At 73.2% G+C, this 15304-nt stretch carries 11 protein-coding genes; 9 read left to right on the forward strand and 2 right to left on the reverse strand.

What is annotated here, in order from left to right; all coding sequences use genetic code 11:
• Nucleotides 1–46: 46 nt before the first annotated feature.
• From QT381_RS03350 to QT381_RS03370, 5 genes are read left to right on the forward strand one after another with little or no spacing between them, the layout of a single operon-like run.
• Nucleotides 47–1159, forward strand: coding sequence for a Gfo/Idh/MocA family protein (locus QT381_RS03350; protein WP_289247313.1), 1113 nt, complete (start codon nucleotides 47–49; stop codon nucleotides 1157–1159).
• Nucleotides 1152–1985, forward strand: coding sequence for a DUF6807 domain-containing protein (locus QT381_RS03355; protein WP_289247314.1), 834 nt, complete (start codon nucleotides 1152–1154; stop codon nucleotides 1983–1985). Before QT381_RS03350 ends, QT381_RS03355 begins: the two co-directional genes overlap by 8 nt.
• Nucleotides 1982–2986, forward strand: a complete 1005-nt coding sequence (locus tag QT381_RS03360) for an NAD(P)-dependent oxidoreductase (RefSeq protein ID WP_289247315.1) — start codon at nucleotides 1982–1984, stop codon at nucleotides 2984–2986. Before QT381_RS03355 ends, QT381_RS03360 begins: the two co-directional genes overlap by 4 nt.
• A complete protein-coding gene (locus tag QT381_RS03365; RefSeq protein ID WP_289247316.1) occupies nucleotides 2983–4227 on the forward strand; it encodes a serine hydrolase domain-containing protein in 1245 nt (414 codons plus the stop codon). Before QT381_RS03360 ends, QT381_RS03365 begins: the two co-directional genes overlap by 4 nt.
• On the forward strand, nucleotides 4224–5828 hold the full coding sequence (locus tag QT381_RS03370; protein ID WP_289247317.1) for an alpha-amylase family glycosyl hydrolase: 1605 nt from the start codon (nucleotides 4224–4226) through the stop codon (nucleotides 5826–5828). Before QT381_RS03365 ends, QT381_RS03370 begins: the two co-directional genes overlap by 4 nt.
• Nucleotides 5829–5887: 59 nt before the next feature.
• Here the strand turns inward: QT381_RS03370 and QT381_RS03375 are convergent, their stop codons facing one another.
• Together QT381_RS03375 and QT381_RS03380 are read right to left on the reverse strand one after the other, a co-directional pair.
• Nucleotides 5888–6907: a LacI family DNA-binding transcriptional regulator gene (locus QT381_RS03375; RefSeq protein ID WP_289247318.1), complete on the reverse strand. Its 1020-nt coding sequence runs from the start codon at nucleotides 6905–6907 to the stop codon at nucleotides 5888–5890.
• The gene (locus QT381_RS03380) at nucleotides 6895–9603 is read right to left on the reverse strand and encodes an alpha-L-rhamnosidase (RefSeq protein ID WP_289247319.1); all 2709 of its coding nucleotides are present in this window, start codon (nucleotides 9601–9603) and stop codon (nucleotides 6895–6897) included. The genes QT381_RS03375 and QT381_RS03380 overlap by 13 nt, the downstream gene beginning before the upstream one ends.
• A 251-nt stretch (nucleotides 9604–9854) precedes the next feature.
• Here QT381_RS03380 and QT381_RS03385 point away from each other — a divergent pair, with 251 nt between their 5' ends.
• The 4 genes from QT381_RS03385 (at nucleotide 9855) to QT381_RS03400 (ending at nucleotide 15280) form a co-directional block, all read left to right on the forward strand.
• Nucleotides 9855–11126, forward strand: coding sequence for an ABC transporter substrate-binding protein (locus QT381_RS03385; RefSeq protein ID WP_289247320.1), 1272 nt, complete (start codon nucleotides 9855–9857; stop codon nucleotides 11124–11126).
• Between the two features lie 76 nt (nucleotides 11127–11202).
• Nucleotides 11203–12177, forward strand: coding sequence for a carbohydrate ABC transporter permease (locus tag QT381_RS03390; protein ID WP_289247321.1), 975 nt, complete (start codon nucleotides 11203–11205; stop codon nucleotides 12175–12177).
• Nucleotides 12174–13043, forward strand: coding sequence for a carbohydrate ABC transporter permease (locus tag QT381_RS03395; protein WP_289247322.1), 870 nt, complete (start codon nucleotides 12174–12176; stop codon nucleotides 13041–13043). Before QT381_RS03390 ends, QT381_RS03395 begins: the two co-directional genes overlap by 4 nt.
• Entirely contained in the window at nucleotides 13040–15280 is a 2241-nt protein-coding gene (locus QT381_RS03400; protein ID WP_289247323.1) for a glycoside hydrolase family 3 C-terminal domain-containing protein, read from the forward strand. The genes QT381_RS03395 and QT381_RS03400 overlap by 4 nt, the downstream gene beginning before the upstream one ends.
• The last annotated feature ends 24 nt before the right edge of the window (nucleotides 15281–15304 follow it).

The following is a 15304-nucleotide window of genomic DNA, read 5'->3' on the forward strand; positions in this document are numbered from 1 at the left end:
GTCCGGATCGCGCACCGCAGCATCCGTCAGCCATCGAAAGGACACCATGACCCGCACCGTGCGGATCGGCATCGTCGGGCTCGGCTTCGGCGCCGAGTTCATCCCGATCTACCAGGCCCACCCCGATGCGGAGCTCGTCGCGGTCTGCCAGCGCTCCGAGGAGCAGCTCGCGCGCGTCGCCGACCACTTCGGGGTCGAGCGCCGCTACCCGAGCCTCGCCGCCATGCTCGAGGACGACGAGATCGACGCGATCCACATCAACTCGCCGATCGGGGCGCACGCCGAGCAGGCGATCGCCGCGCTCGAGGCCGGAAAGCACGTCGCGTGCACCGTGCCGATGGCGACGACGCTCGAGGACATCGCCCGCATCGTCGACGCCGTGCAGCGCTCCGGCCGGCGCTACATGATGATGGAGACCGCGGTCTACACGCGGGAGTTCCTCTACGCCCGGTCGCTCGTCGAGAGCGGCGAGCTCGGGCGCATCCAGTTCCTGCGCGGGGCCCACCTGCAGGAGATGGCCGGCTGGCCGGCGTACTGGCGCGACCTGCCGCCGATGCACTACGCGACCCACGCCGTGTCGCCGCTGCTCGCGCTCGCCCGGGCCGAGGCGGAGAGCGTCGTCTGCCTCGGATCGGGGCGGGTGCGCCGCGACGACGGGTCGGCCGGTCCGCCGTTCGCGGTGCAGACCGCGCTGTTCCGGCTGCGCGACTCCGACCTCGCGATGGAGGTCACGCGCTCGCTGTACGACGTCGCGCGGGAGTACATCGAGAGCTTCGACGTCTACGGGTCGCTCCGCAGCTACGAGTGGCAGCAGCTCGAGCGCGAGCGCCCCGTCGTGTTCGTCGGCGAGCGCGGCGATCGGGTCGACATCCCCGACTTCGCCCACCTGCTGCCGGCCGAGATCGGCGAGTTCACGGCGCACGGCGTGTACGACGCCGACGAGCACAAGCACCTCTCGTTCACGCAGGGCAGCGGGCACGGCGGGTCGCATCCGCACCTCGCGCACGAGTTCGTGAGCGCCGTCCGCGACGATCGCCCGCCGTTCCCGGACGTGTACGCCTCGGCCAACTGGACGGCGGCGGGCATCGCCGCCCACGAGTCGTCCGTCACGGGCCGGGAGGTCCGCCTGCCCGATTTCCGAGGAGCCGTCCGTGTCTGAGCTGCGCATCGAGAGCGACGAGCACCGTGTCGCCGTGCACGCCGCTCGGGCCGCGCGCCCGATCCTCGTGCACACCGCACCGGCGGACGGGCGCCCGTACCTGCACCCGATCGAGGCTCCGGATGGCGCGGGCAGCGTCACCGAGGACCGGCCCGGCCACCACCCGTGGCAGCACGGCCTGTACATCGGGCTCAACGACGTCAACGGCGTGGGCTTCTGGTCGGAGGGCCTCGCGCCCGGCAACGCCGCCACGGACGGCTCGTTCGCGTCGCGCGTGCTCGACGCGGACGAGGCGGCGGGCCGCGCGTCGTGGAGCGTGGCGACCGACTACCTCGACCCGGGAGGCGAGCGGATGTTCCGCGACCGCCAGCACTGGAGCCTGCGGTCGGACGACGGCCGGCTCGAGCTGCGCCTGGCGTGGACCCTGACCGCGGACCGCGCGCTCGCCTTCGGACGGTACGACTACGGCGGGCTGTTCCTGCGGATGCCGTTCCGGCCCGGGGCCGGCGGATCCGCGATCGACAGCGAGGGCAGCGCGGGACCCGCGAACCGGGCGCGCTGGGTGGCGGTGACGATGCCGCTGCCGGAGACGGGACGCGTCGCGCGCGTCGCGCTCCTCGACCACCCGCAGAACCTCGAGCATCCCGTGCCGTGGCGCATCGACCACCAGCTCGGCGTCGGGCCCTCGCCGAGCATCGCCGGTCCGTGGGAGCTCGCCGCGGGCGCCTCGCGCGAGTTCGGCTACGGCGTCGTGGTGGGCGGCGCGGACCTGACCGATGACGAGATCGACGCGCGCTGGAGCGCGTTCGCGAAGGAGCACGGATGACCACGAGAATCGTCGTCTTCCCCCGGTTCGACGAGATCTGGCCGGTGAGCGCCGACCGGCTGCGGGAGCTGCTCGAGCCGGCCGCGGAGGTCGAGCTCATCCGGGTCGAGGACGGAGCGGTGCCGGCCGGCTCCGCAGCGGTCGAGCGGCTGTTCTGGCTCGGCGGCGGGCCGGGCGCCGCCGAGCTCGACGGGTATCCCGCCCTGCGCGAGGCGTTCACGGCCACCGGCTACGCCTCGGATCCGGCGACCGACGCGCTCCTGGCGGCGCGCGGCATCCGCCGGCTCGGGCATCCGTCGGAGGGCTACTGGGCGCAGTCGGTGTCGGAGTTCGCCCTCGGGCTGACGATCGACGCGCTGCGCGGGATCACCCGCCGCGCGCGAGGCGTGCTCGCGGGCCCCGGCCCCGCGTGGGAGTACGAGGCCGAGCAGCTGAGCGACGACCTGCGCTTCACGAGCGGCACGGTGGACGGCAAGCGCGTGCGCATCGTCGGCGCCGGCAACATCGCGAGCCGGTACGCGAGCTTCGTGTCGATGCTCGGCGCGGAGGTCGCGGCCTGGGACCCGTTCGCGGCCGAGCCGGCGTTCCACCGGTCGGGTGCCCGGCGCGAGTGGCGGCTCGAGCGGCTCCCGCTCGACGCGGAGATCTTCGTGCCGATGGTGCCGCTCACCGACGCGACGCGCGGGCTCGTCACGGCCGAGCTGATCCGCTCGATCCCCGACGGATCGCTCGTCGTGCTCGCCACGCGCGCCGCGATCTGCGACGTCGAGGAGCTCCGCCGCCGGGTGGTCGGCGACGAGCTCGCGCTCGCCGCGGACGTGTTCGACGTGGAGCCGGTGCCGCTCGGCGACCCGCTGCTCGGGCGCGCGAACGTGCTGCACACCCCGCACATCGCGGGCCGCACGCTCGACTCCGGCTACCGCTGGGCCACCGCGCTCGCGGAGCAGCTCCCCGGCCTGGACCTCACCGCGGCGCCACCGCCGACGCGACTGCGTCGATGAGCCCCGAGCGCCCCGCCCCGGCGGCGTCCGCCGGTGTCGCGGGACGGACCGCGGCCGGGTTCGAGGCGGTGGGGGACGCGTTCCGGGGCGCGCTCGAGGGTCGGGCGCCGTGCGGCGCGGCGCTCTCGGTGTGGGTCGACGGGGAGGCCGTGGTCGACCTCTGGGGCGGCACCCGCGACGCGGCGGGCGGTGTGCCGTGGGAGCGGGACACCGCATCCGTGATCTTCTCCTGCACGAAGGCCCTCGTGGCGGTGCTCGCGGCGCAGCTCGTGAGCGAGGGGTCGCTCGACTACGACGCGCTCGTCGCCGACTACTGGCCCGAGTTCGCCCGGGCCGGCAAGGAGCACGCGCGGGTGAGCGACATCCTCGCGCACCGCGTGGGCCTCTCGGCGCCGCGGGAGGACGTGAGCGTCGAGCGGGTGGCCGACTGGGGTGCCATGACCGCGCTCCTCGCGCGCCAGGAGCCGCTCTGGCCTCCCGGGAGCGGGCACGAGTACCACGCGCTGACCTTCGGCTGGCTGGCCGGCGAGCTGATCCGCCGGGTGACCGGGGTCTCGGTCGGCGAGGCCCTCCGCGCGCGCATCGCCGAGCCGCTGCACGGGGACATCTGGATCGGGCTGCCCGCTGACGCCGCCGGCCGCGTCGCGGACCTCGTGGTCGCCCGGCCCGACTCAGCGGAGGAGTCGGCCGCGCAGCGCACCCCCGACGCGCCGGACTGGGGCGTGCGCTCGCTCACGCTCGGCGGGGCGTTCCCGGTGGAGCTCGTGGGCGCGGGGACGGGGTTCAACGACCCGCGCATCCGGGCGGCCGAGGTGCCCGGCGCCGGGGGCATCGCCACCGCGCGAGCGCTCGCGAAGACGATGTCCGCGACCGTCGTGGACACGGACGGCGTGCGGCTGCTCGACGAGGCCGCGGTGCGCCTCGCGACCGTCCCGGTGAGCGCCGGACGGCCCGTGTTCGGGCGCCCGCCGCCGTGGTCGCGGCGCGGGATGGGCTTCCAGCTCGACTCCGGGGCGCGGCGCTACCTGTCGGCGGGCTCGTTCGGCCACGACGGTGCCGGCGGCCAGGTCGCCCTCGCGGACCCCGGCACCCGCACCGGCCTCGCCTTCATCACGAACCGGCTCGAGACGGGGGAGGACGATCGCGCGACGCGGATCATCGACGCCGTCCGCGCGGTGCTGACCGAGCAGCGAGCCGACGGCGTAGCGGCGCCGGCCCGCGGGAGAGACTGGTGCCCATGACCACACCCCCCGCCTGGCTGACGGATGCCGTGATCTACGAGATCTATCCGCAGTCGTTCAGCGACGGCGACGGCGACGGCATCGGCGACCTGCGCGGCGTGATCGAGAGGCTCGACTACCTGCACTGGCTCGGCGTCGACGTCATCTGGTTCAACCCGTGCTTCCGCTCGCCGTTCCGCGACGCGGGGTACGACGTGTCCGACTACCTCCGGATCGCCCCGCGCTACGGCAGCAACGACGACATGGTCGAGCTGATCGCCGAGGCGCGAGCCCGCGGCATCCGCGTGCTGCTCGATCTCGTCGCCGGCCACACCTCGATCGATCACCCGTGGTTCGCGGCCTCGGCCGCCGACCCGGCCGACGACCGCTACATCTGGGCCGACCGGCCCGGCCGCCGGCTCGTGGCGAGTCCGGGGCCGCGGCCCGGGTGGTACCTCAAGAACTTCTTCGACGAGCAGCCGGCGCTCAACTTCGGATACGCCCGGCTCGACCCCGACGAGCCGTGGCGGGAGCCGCCGGATGCGCCCGGCCCACGGGCCAACCGGCGAGCACTGCGGGAGATCATCGGGTTCTGGGTCGAGCGCGGCGTCGCCGGGTTCCGGGTCGACATGGCGTTCTCGCTCGTCAAGGACGACCCGGACCTCGCGGCGACGACGGCGCTCTGGCGCGACCTCCGGGCGTGGCTGCGCACCGCGCATCCGGACGCCGTGCTGATCCCGGAGAGCGACGAGGCGCAGACACCGGATGCCGGGCAGCGCGCGGACTTCGACGCCGACTTCGCGCTCGTCATCCACCCCGAGCACAGCGCGCTGTTCAACAACGGCGGCGCCGGCATCCTGCCGTGGCAGCACGCGGTCGAGCCGTGCTACTTCGACCCGGACGGCGACGTCGCCGCCGGCACGCGCGCGCTCGAGACGTTCCTCGCGCGCTGGGACGCGCGGGAGGCGCTCGTCGGCCCCGAGCGGGCGCTCGTGCTGCCCTCCTCGGACCACGACTTCTCCCGGCTCGCGTGCGGGCCCCGCACCGGCGACCAGCTGCGGGCCGCGTTCACCCTGCTGCTCACCTGGGGCACCATCCCGTCGGTCTACTACGGCGACGAGATCGGGATGCGCTACCTCACGGGCCTGCCCGACCGCGAGGGCAGCATCTGGGATCCGCGATTCAACCGGGCCGGATGCCGCACCCCGATGCAGTGGGACGCCGGCCTGCCGAACGACGGGTTCTCGACCGCCGACCCGTCGCGGCTGTACCTGCCGCAGGATCCCGGGGCGGACCGGCCGACGGTCGCGGCGCAGATCGACGACCCGGGCTCGCTGCTGCGCTTCGTGCGCGAGCTCGTGCGGCTGCGGAGGGCGACCGCCGCACTCGGCCCGGCCGCCTCGCGCACCGTGCTCGCGGCCGGCTACCCGTTCGTCTTCCTGCGCGGCGACACGCACCTCGTGGCGCTCAACCCGCACCGGGATGCGGTCGAGGCGCCGGTCGAGGGCGTGGCCGGCGCCCGCGTTCGGCGCCTCGCGGGCACGGGCGTCGCGATCGACGGCGACCGGGTGCGGGTCGACGGCTTCGGGCACGGGGTCTTCGCGCTGGAGCGTGCCGACTGACCCCGTGAGGCGACGCAGGTCATCGTTCGACGGGCGCTGGAGGAGCGATCCGCGTCGCCTCAGGCGGGTGGGGGCGGGGCGGTGCTCGCACGCACGACGATCTCCGGCAGGAACACCAGGTGGCGACGGGCGGTGTCCTCGGCCGGCGTCTCGTCGAGCAGCAGGTCGATCGCGGTCTTGCCCATGAGGCTCGTCGGGTGCCGAACGGTCGAGAGCGGCACGGACACCGAGGCCGCGAACGGCATGTCGTCGTAGCCGATCACCGCGACGTCCTCCGGCACGCGCAGGCGGCCGTCGCGCTGCAGCGCCTGGATGACGCCGAGCGCGAGCAGGTCGGTGCCGGCCTGGACGGCATCCGGTCGCTCCCCGGCGGGCAGCGCGAGCAGGCGCTCGCCCGCGGCGATGCCGGCCTCGATGTCCTGGGTCTCGGTCGGCACGTGGCTGAGCGCGGCATCCGGCACCTCGGCGACCGCCGCGCGGGCCCCGGCCAGGCGGTGGGCGAGCTGCGACACGGTGAGCGGCCCGCCGACCCACGCGATGCGGCGGCGCCCGAGGTCGAGCAGGTGCCGGGCGGCCATCATGCCGCCGCGCGTGTCGTCTCCCGAGATGGTCGGGAACGGCACCTCGCGCTCGGCCTCGCCGAGCATGACGAACGGCGCGTCGCGGTCCGCGAAGTCGTGCGCGGCGCGCGAGATGTCGCCCGCGGGTGCGACGATCAGGCCGCGCACGCGCTGCGACCCCATGAACCGGATGTACTCCGTCTCGCGCTCGGGGTTGCCGCGACTGTTCGCGAGCAGCACGTACAGACCGCGGCGAGCCGCCGCATCCTCCGCTCCGCGGGCGAGCTCGGCGAAGAACGGGTTGCCGGTGTCGAACACGATGAGGCCGATCGCGCGGCCCACGCCCTTGCGCAGCTGCTTCGCGCTCTCGTCGGAGACGTAGCCGGTGCGCTCGATCGCGGCCTGCACGCGCTGGAGCGTGCGGCGGTGCAGCAGCTCGGGCCGGTTGAGCGCGTTCGAGACCGTCGCGGTCGACACCCCGGCGTGCTCCGCGACGTCGCGGAGTGTCACTCGAGCCACACGGCCTCCCCTCCGATCGCGTCCATTGTGGCGCGTTCCGCGCGGTCGACGGGGAAGCGGAACTCGAATCGTCCGCCGCCCAGCTCGAGGCCGAGCGCCCCGCGATCCGGACGGATGACGCCCACCCCGGCGCCCGCGCCCAGCGGGCCGCCCGACTCCGTGACGAGCGACGCGCTCGCGACCGGCAGGTCGAGCAGGGCGCGCGCGCCGGGGGGCACCTCGGCGACCAGGGTGCACTCGTCGCCGAGCACCTCCCAGGCGATCGCCGTCGGGCCGAACGGCGTGCGCGCACGGGCTCGCGCGCTCGACAGCGCGCCGATGAAGCGCGGGCGCATCCGGATGACGCCGTCGGCCACGTCGTCGATCGCGAGCCCGGCGACGGACGCGAACAGCCACTCGTCGACCGTGCCGAGGAAGTAGTGGTTCTGCGAGCGGGCGTCGGCGCGCCAGTGCTCCCACAGCGACGTGGCGCCCTGGGCGATCCAGTGCCCCCAGCTCGGGTAGCTCGTCTGCTGCGCGAGCTCGAGGGCGAGATCGGCGTGACCGTGCTCGGTGAGCACCGGCAGCAGGTACTTCGTGGCGAGCGCGCCCGTGTTGAGGTGCGTGTCGCGGGCGCGCACGTCGCGGGCGATGCCGTCGGCGACGGCCGCGCGATCCTCCTCGGGGATGAGGCCGTGCGCGATCGCGAGCACGTTGTGGGCCTGGCGGTAGCCGTTGTCGCCGACCCCGCGCACCACGGCGGCGCGCGAGTCGTAGAACTCGCGCCGGAACGCCGCGGCGACCGTGCGGGCCCGGTCGTCGAGCGCGTCCGCATCCGTCGCGCGCCCGAGCACGCGCATCGCCGCCGCGGCCGTGGCGAGCATGCCGTGCAGGTACGCCGTCGCGGAGACCCGCAGGTCCTCGGGCGGATTGCCCCCGTCGGCCGGGGTCTCGGGGCTCACCCAGTCGCCGAGGGTCGTCGTGGCGATGCCGCCCGGGGACCTGGCGTACTCGGCGTCGAGGTAGGCGAGGATGCCGTCGGCGTGCGTGCGGAGCACCCGCTCATCGCCCGTGTACCGGTACAGCCACCACGGCACGAAGACGTAGGCGGAGTGCCAGGTCGGCGCGGGGGACCAGTCCCAGCTCCAGCCGCCGTGCGGGGCGATGACGTGCGGCACGCCGTCGGCGTCACGCGAGTCCGCGATGTCGTCGACCCACTTCGCGAGCAGCTCGTGGGCGTCGACGTTGAGCAGGAACAGCTCGGTGCCGAGCATGCCGTCGGCGGTCCAGCCGTTCTTCTCGAGGCTCGGCGTGTCCGTCGGGATGCTCCCGAGGTTGTTGAGCGCGGTGCGCACGGTGAGCTCGTGGATCGTGCTGAGCAGCGCGTCGCTCGTCGTGAACGCGCCCGTGCGCTCCAGGTCGGCGTGCTCGACGACGGCCACGACCGACCCGGTGGTGAGCGGCACGCCCTCCGGCCAGCCGATCACCTCGACGTAGCGGAAGCCCTTCCAGCCGAACCGGGCCTGCCAGTCGTCGTCGCCGCCCGAGAGGGTCAGGCGGTCGACCTGGAACCGGCCGTTGTAGTAGCCGTGGGCGTCGGCGACGTCCACGCGCCCCGCGTCGTCGATCCGCTCCCCGTAGTGCAGCGCGATCGTCGCTCCCTCGGGCCCGCGCACCCGCACGCGCGCGGTGCCGGCGATCACGCGTCCGAAGTCGAGGATGACGACGTCGCCGTCGCCGCCCAGCACGCGTCCCTCGAGCTCGCCCAGCGCGCGCACGGGCGGCTGCCGGCGGCCGACGAGCCGCCCCGCCGGTCCGTCGCACTCGAGCGCGGCGGACCAGGCGGAGTCGTCGATGCCCGGGTGGGCCGGGCGCGGCAGCTCGCGACGGCCGTCCCAGCTCTCACCGCCGAACACGTCGTCGTAGACCGTCGGCCCGACCGCGCACCGCACCGCGGCATCCGACCGGGCGAGCACGCGCGCGACGGCGCTCCCGGCCCCGGCATCGCCCTCGCCCTCGCCCTCGCCCGAGCGGATCACGAATCGCACGCACGGCTCGTCGGCCCACGGCGAGCGCTCCCACTCCCACACCGTCGGCTCCGCCTGGCCGTAGAACCCGCGGCCGAGCTCGATGGTGAGGGCGTTCGGCCCGGGGCGCAGCGCGGGCGCGAGATCCCAGGACAGGTACTGCACCCGTCGGTCGTACGCCGTGAACCCGGGCCCGAGCACTTCGTCGCCGAGCGGCACGCCGTTGAGCTCGGCGTGCGCGATGCCGCCCGCCGCGAGGAACAGCCGCGCGGGCGCCGCGTTCTCGCCGCCGTCGAACTCGATCCGGAAGCGGGGCGCGCCCTGTGCGCGGGCCTCCGGCGGCGCCGTGATCCACCGGGCGCCCGCCCAGGCGTCGTCCTTGAGCAGTCCGGTGCGGAACGCCCCCGACGCGCGCGCGCTGCCCGCGTCGGTCACGACCTCGACGTCCACGACGTAGAGCGCGTCGGAGACGAGCACCGTGCCCGGGCAGTCGATGCCGGCGCCGTAGCGCGCGCTCCCGGAGGCCAGCGCGGTCCACACGACGTCCTCGCCCCGGCGCACGAGCACGCGCGCCTCCTCGACGGCGACGCCGCGCGGGCCGGTGAGCGTCCAGGAGATGCGCGGGGCGTCGTCGATGACCGTCGGGCGCGGCTCGCGCTCGACGCGCACGTCGGTGATGGTGACGGTCATGACCTCGTCCTTGCGGTCGCTGTTTGGAGCACTGGTTCAATCGATTAAATCGGATGCGACGGGCCGGGCACAGCCCCTTGCTCGCCTTATTATCGGGGTTCCGGCCATCCAAGTCCATCGTTGTCTTGTGCACGGCGAGGGTACATGCTATCAATATCTTGAATCGATTGAACTCGATCCGCGACGTTCGGGCGAGCACCGGCCCGACCGAGCAAGACCCCCCTATCAACGGAGATATGAAGGAGAGATCCATGGCCACGTGGATGAAAGCCACAGCAGGCGTGGCGGCTATCGCACTCGCCACCGGACTCGCGGCGTGCTCGTCGAGCACGCCCGCCGGAGACGACGAGAGCGCCGCCACCCCCCAGTCGCTGAGCTTCCTGCTCACCGACAACGGCCCGGAGTGGAGCGCGGCGTTCAAGACCATCGCCGCGGGCTTCGAGAAGAAGACCGGCATCACGGTCAACATCGAGCAGTTCTCGAGCGACGACTACGACAAGACCGTCGAGACGCGACTGTCGGCGGGAGCCGACGGACCGGACTTCTACCTCGTCCGACCGGCGAGCATCCCGGACTACGTCGCGGGCGGCTACCTCACCCCGCTCGACGACCAGTCCTGGTTCACCGCCCTCGAGCCCGCGGCCCAGAAGGCGCCGAACGCGGTGCAGGACGGCTCGGCGTACGCCTTCCCGATCGCGAAGAGCGGCAACCACGTCGTCTACAACAAGGACCTCTTCGCCAAGGCCGGCATTGAGGCACCGCCCCTGACGCTGTCCGAGTTGACGGATGACGCCAAGAAGCTGCTCGACGCGGGCGTCACGCCGATCGCGATGTCCGGCAAGGACAGCTGGTGGCTGCAGTTCATCCTGTTCCACGCCACCGCGCAGCAGGTGCTGCCGAACGACCCCGACAACGGCGCGGAGATCATGGCGGGCGACAAGACGTTCTCCGGCGACGCCGGCTGGGAGAGCAGCGTGCAGCTGGTCAAGGACCTCGAGCCGTACTACCTGCCCGACCCGCTCGGCACCTCGGCGGATGCCGCGAAGGCCGCGTTCCTCGACGGCTCGGCGGCGATGTTCCCGGCGCCGTGGGTGCTGCCGGACGTGCGCACCACCGACCTCAACGTCGGCGCGTTCGTGTTCCCGACCACCGAGAACCCGAAGGAGCCGTCGATGTGGGGCGACTTCCCGTACCTGTTCGGCGTGAACCCGACCCCGGGGCACACGAAGGCGGCCGAGGAGTTCGCCGCGTACCTGTTCGAGAGCGACGTCTACCCGCAGCTGCTCACTGGCGTGGCGGCCTTCCCGGTCGTCGACGGCGTCGCCGCACCGGACTCCGACCCGATCTTCGCCGAGGCGCAGGCTGCCTACGCGGGACGCACCTTCTACGGATCGCCGAACGACACCTGGCTGCCGGGCGTCGGCGACGTGCTCACCGCCCAGCTGCAGGATCTGCTCGCCGGAAAGAGCTCGGCGAAGGATGTGCTCTCCGCGCTCGACGACGCGGTCGCCGACGCGCAGTAGCACCGCACCATCCGCGATCATGGGGTCGGCGAGCGCGCCGACCCCATGATCCGCTCGTCCACGAGGAGTGTCACCGATGACAGCCATACCCGGCGCAGCGGCGCTGCGCGCGCGCCGCACCCGAACCCGCAGCCTCGCCTCGACGGGCACCGACGGCGCGCGATTCTGGCTCGCCGCCGGACCCGCGCTCGCGGTGTTCGCCGTCTTCACCATCGTGCCGATGGCGAGCGTCGTGTACTACAGCTTCACCGACTACAGCGGGTTCGTGGGCGTGCCGAAGTTCGTGGGGCTCGACAACTACGCGCGCATCTTCAGCGGTGACAAGCACATCCTGGGCGCGCTCGGGCACACGCTCGTCTACTCCTTCTTCTACGTCGTCGTGCAGATCGCGATCGCGTTCCTGCTCGCCGTGCTGCTCGAGCGCGCCATCCGAGGGGCCGCGTTCTACCGCGCGGCGTTCTTCCTGCCGGTCGTGATCAGCTCGGTCGCCGTGGCGTACACCTGGTCGTTCATGTACGACCCCAACTCGGGCACCATCAACGGCGTGCTCCGCGGGCTCGGCCTCGGCTCCCTCGCGCACGACTGGCTCGGCGACTACAACCTCGCGCTGCTGAGCGTCATCGTCGTCGACCTCTGGCGCAACATCGGCTACAGCATCGTGATCTTCATCGCGGGACTCGGCACCATCCCGGCCGAGGTCGTCGAGGCGGCGCGCATCGACGGCGCGGGTCCGATCGCGATGCTCCGTCGCATCACCATCCCGCTCATGACGCCGACGTTCGGGCTCGTGACCGTGCTCGCCGTCAACGGCGCGCTGCGCGCGTTCGACACCGTCTACCTCATGACCGGAGGCGGGCCCGGCAACCAGACGGAGCTCTACATGACCCTCGCGTTCGACAAGGCGTTCTCGAACCGGCAGTTCGGCCTCTCGTCGGCCATGTCGATCCTCGTCGTGCTCGTGCTCATCCCGGTCGCCATCCTGCAGTCGCGGCTCGGGCGCGACGATCGCCCCGCGCGACGCTCGCGCCGCGTCGTCGCGGGCGTCCGATGACCGCGGCGACGGTGCCGATGGGCACCCCGTACCGGGCTCGGCGCTGGCTGAGGGCGCTCAAGCGGCTGCCGCTGCAACTCGTGCTCCTGGCCGTCTCGCTGCTCATGCTGGGACCCGTCGTGGTTATGGTCGGCACGAGCCTCAAGTCGAACAAGGAGGTGCTCGTCAACCCGATCGGGCTGCCGAGGAACCCGACCCTGGAGAACTACGCGACCTCGTGGGTGCAGGGCAACTTCGCCACGCTGTTCGCCAACTCGATCTTCCTCACCGTCGTGAGCATGGCGATCGCGACGCTCCTCGCGGCGCTCGCCGCGTACGCGATCGCGCGCGCCACGAGCCGCGTGGCCTCGTGGGTGTACGTCGTGCTCGCGATCGGCATCTTCCTGCCGATGCAGCTCGCGCTCATCCCGCAGTTCCGCCTCATCCTCACGCTCGGCCTGTTCAACAGCTACGTCGGCGTCATCCTCGTCTACGTCGCCTCGTGCATCCCGTTCGGGGTGTTCCTGATGACCGCGTTCATGCGCCAGGTGCCCGCCGAGATCGTCGAGGCGGCCGTGCTCGACGGATGCGGCTACTTCACGATGTTCCGCCGCATCTTCCTGCCGCTCGCGCGGCCGGCGATCGTGACGTTCTGGATCCTGCAGGGCGTGCAGATCTGGAACGACTACCTGACGCCGCTGCTGCTCATGACCGACCCCGGCCGGCGCACGCTGACCACCGGCGTCATCGCGTTCAAGCAGCAGTACCTCGCGCAGTGGGGCAACATCATGGCGGGCGTCGTGATCATGTCCCTCCCGATCCTCGTGCTGTTCGTGTTCGCCCAGCGGTACTTCATCCGCGGGCTCTACGCGGGATCCGTGAAGTGAGCGGGCACGCGGCCGGGCGTGACCGGCTGTCGCTCGACGAGAAGCTCGAGCTGCTCGACGGAGCGGACCTCTGGCACACCGCCGCGATCGCCCGCGCGGGCGTGCCGGCGATCATGCTCTCCGACGGGCCGCACGGGCTGCGCGTGCAGTTCGACGAGGCGGACCACCTCGGGGTCGAGGGCAGCGAGCCGGCGGTGTGCTTCCCACCGGCCGTCGCCGTCGCCTCGACCTGGAACCGGGACGTCGCGCGCGCGGTCGGCGCCGCGCTCGGCGACGCGGCGCGCGCCGCGGGCGTCGCCGTGCTGCTCGGTCCGGGCATCAACCTCAAGCGCTCGCCGTTGTGCGGGCGCAACTTCGAGTACTACTCCGAGGACCCGTTGCTCACCGGCGAGCTCGCGGGCGCGCTCATCGACGGCGTGCAGTCCCGCGGCGTGGGCACGGCGATCAAGCATTTCGCCGCCAACAACCAGGAGACCGAGCGGATGTCGATCTCGGTCGAGGCGGACGCGCGCACGCTGCGCGAGCTGTACCTCGCCGGGTTCGAGCGCGCCATCCGCTCCGCCCGCCCGTGGGCGGTGATGTGCTCGTACAACCGGATCAACGGCGTCTTCGCGTCGGAGGACCCGTGGCTGCTCACCCGCGTGCTGCGCGACGAGTGGGGCTTCGACGGCCTCGTCGTCTCCGACTGGGGCGCGGTCTACCGGCGCGACCGCGCGCTCGCGGCCGGGCTCGACCTCGAGATGCCCTCCTCGAGCGGCGCGGGCGCGGCGACGCTGCGGCGCGCCCTCGACGCGGGCGAGATCGGACTCGACGCCGTGGACCGGGGCGTGGAGCGCGTGCTCCGTCTCGTCGATCGCGTCACCGACGCGGCATCCGTCGACCGCGAGCCGCCGATCGGCGTCGAGGCGCAGCGCCGGGTCGCGCACGATGCGGCGCTCGAGGGCGCCGTGCTGCTCAAGAACGAGCGCTCCGCGCTGCCGATCGACCCGGATCAGGGCGGCCCCGTCGCCGTGATCGGGGAGTTCGCCCGCACGCCGCGCTACCAGGGCGCGGGCTCGTCGCAGGTCGCATCCATCCGGGTCGACAGCGCCCTGGACGCGCTGCGCGGGCTCGTCGGGCGGGAGCTGCGCTTCGCGCCCGGGTACGGGATCGGGGCGACCGGGCCGGACGACGCGCTCGTGGCGGAGGCCGTCGAGGCGGCCACCGGCGCCGACGTCGCGGTGCTCTTCCTCGGGCTGCCCCCCGACGACGAGTCGGAGTCGTTCGACCGCTCGCACCTGCGCCTGCCGGATGCCCAGCTCGCCCTGCTCGAGCGAATCGCGGGCCTCGCCGCGCGCACGGTCGTCGTGCTCTCCAACGGCGGCGTCGTCGAGGTCGAGCCCTGGCAGCGGCACGCGGACGCCGTGCTCGAGGGCTGGCTGCTCGGCGAGGCCGGCGGCGGCGCGCTCGCGGAGCTGCTGGTCGGCGTGCACTCCCCGTCGGGCCGGCTCGCCGAGACCATCCCGATCGCGCTCGCCGACAACCCGACGGTCGGCAACTTCCCCGGCGAGCTCGGCACCGTGCGCTACGGCGAGCGCCTGCTCGTCGGCTACCGCTGGTACGACGCGCACCGGATGCCGGTCGCCTACCCGTTCGGACACGGCCTGGGCTACACGGACTTCGCGTACGAGGACCTCGCCGTCCACGTCGTCCCGGGCGAGGACGCCGTCGTGGTCGCGGTGACCGTGCGCAACACCGGGGAGCGGGTGGGCAGCGAGGTCGTACAGGTCTACGTCTCCGATCCGGATGCCGCCGTCGCGCGTCCCGACCAGGAGCTCACGGGCTTCGCGAAGCTCGAGCTCGCCCCCGGCGAGGCGCGACGCGTCCGGATCGAGCTCGACGAGCGCGCGTTCGCGTACTGGCATCCGTCGGTCGACCGCTGGGTCGTCGAGGGCGGCGCGTTCGAGGTGCGCGTGGGGCGGTCCTCGCGCGACATCCGGCTCGCGAGCACGGTATCGCTCGAGGGCGAGCGGGTGTCGCCCCCGCTCACGCTCGACTCCCCGGCCGGCGACTGGTGGCAGCATCCGGTGCTCGGCCCCCGGGTGCGCGAGCTCGTCACGGGCCGCTACGCCCGCCTGCTCGCCGACCCGGCGGAGGCGCCGCTGTTCCGGCCGATCCCGCTCGCCCGGATGATCCGCTTCCCGGGGTTCAGCCTGAGCGAGGACGACGCGCGGGCGCTGCTCGCCGAGCTCGGCTGATCGGTCGAGACCCCGAGCGGGCGT

The sequence above is a fragment of the Galbitalea sp. SE-J8 genome (genome assembly GCF_030345695.1).
Lineage (GTDB): Bacteria > Actinomycetota > Actinomycetes > Actinomycetales > Microbacteriaceae > JAUASV01.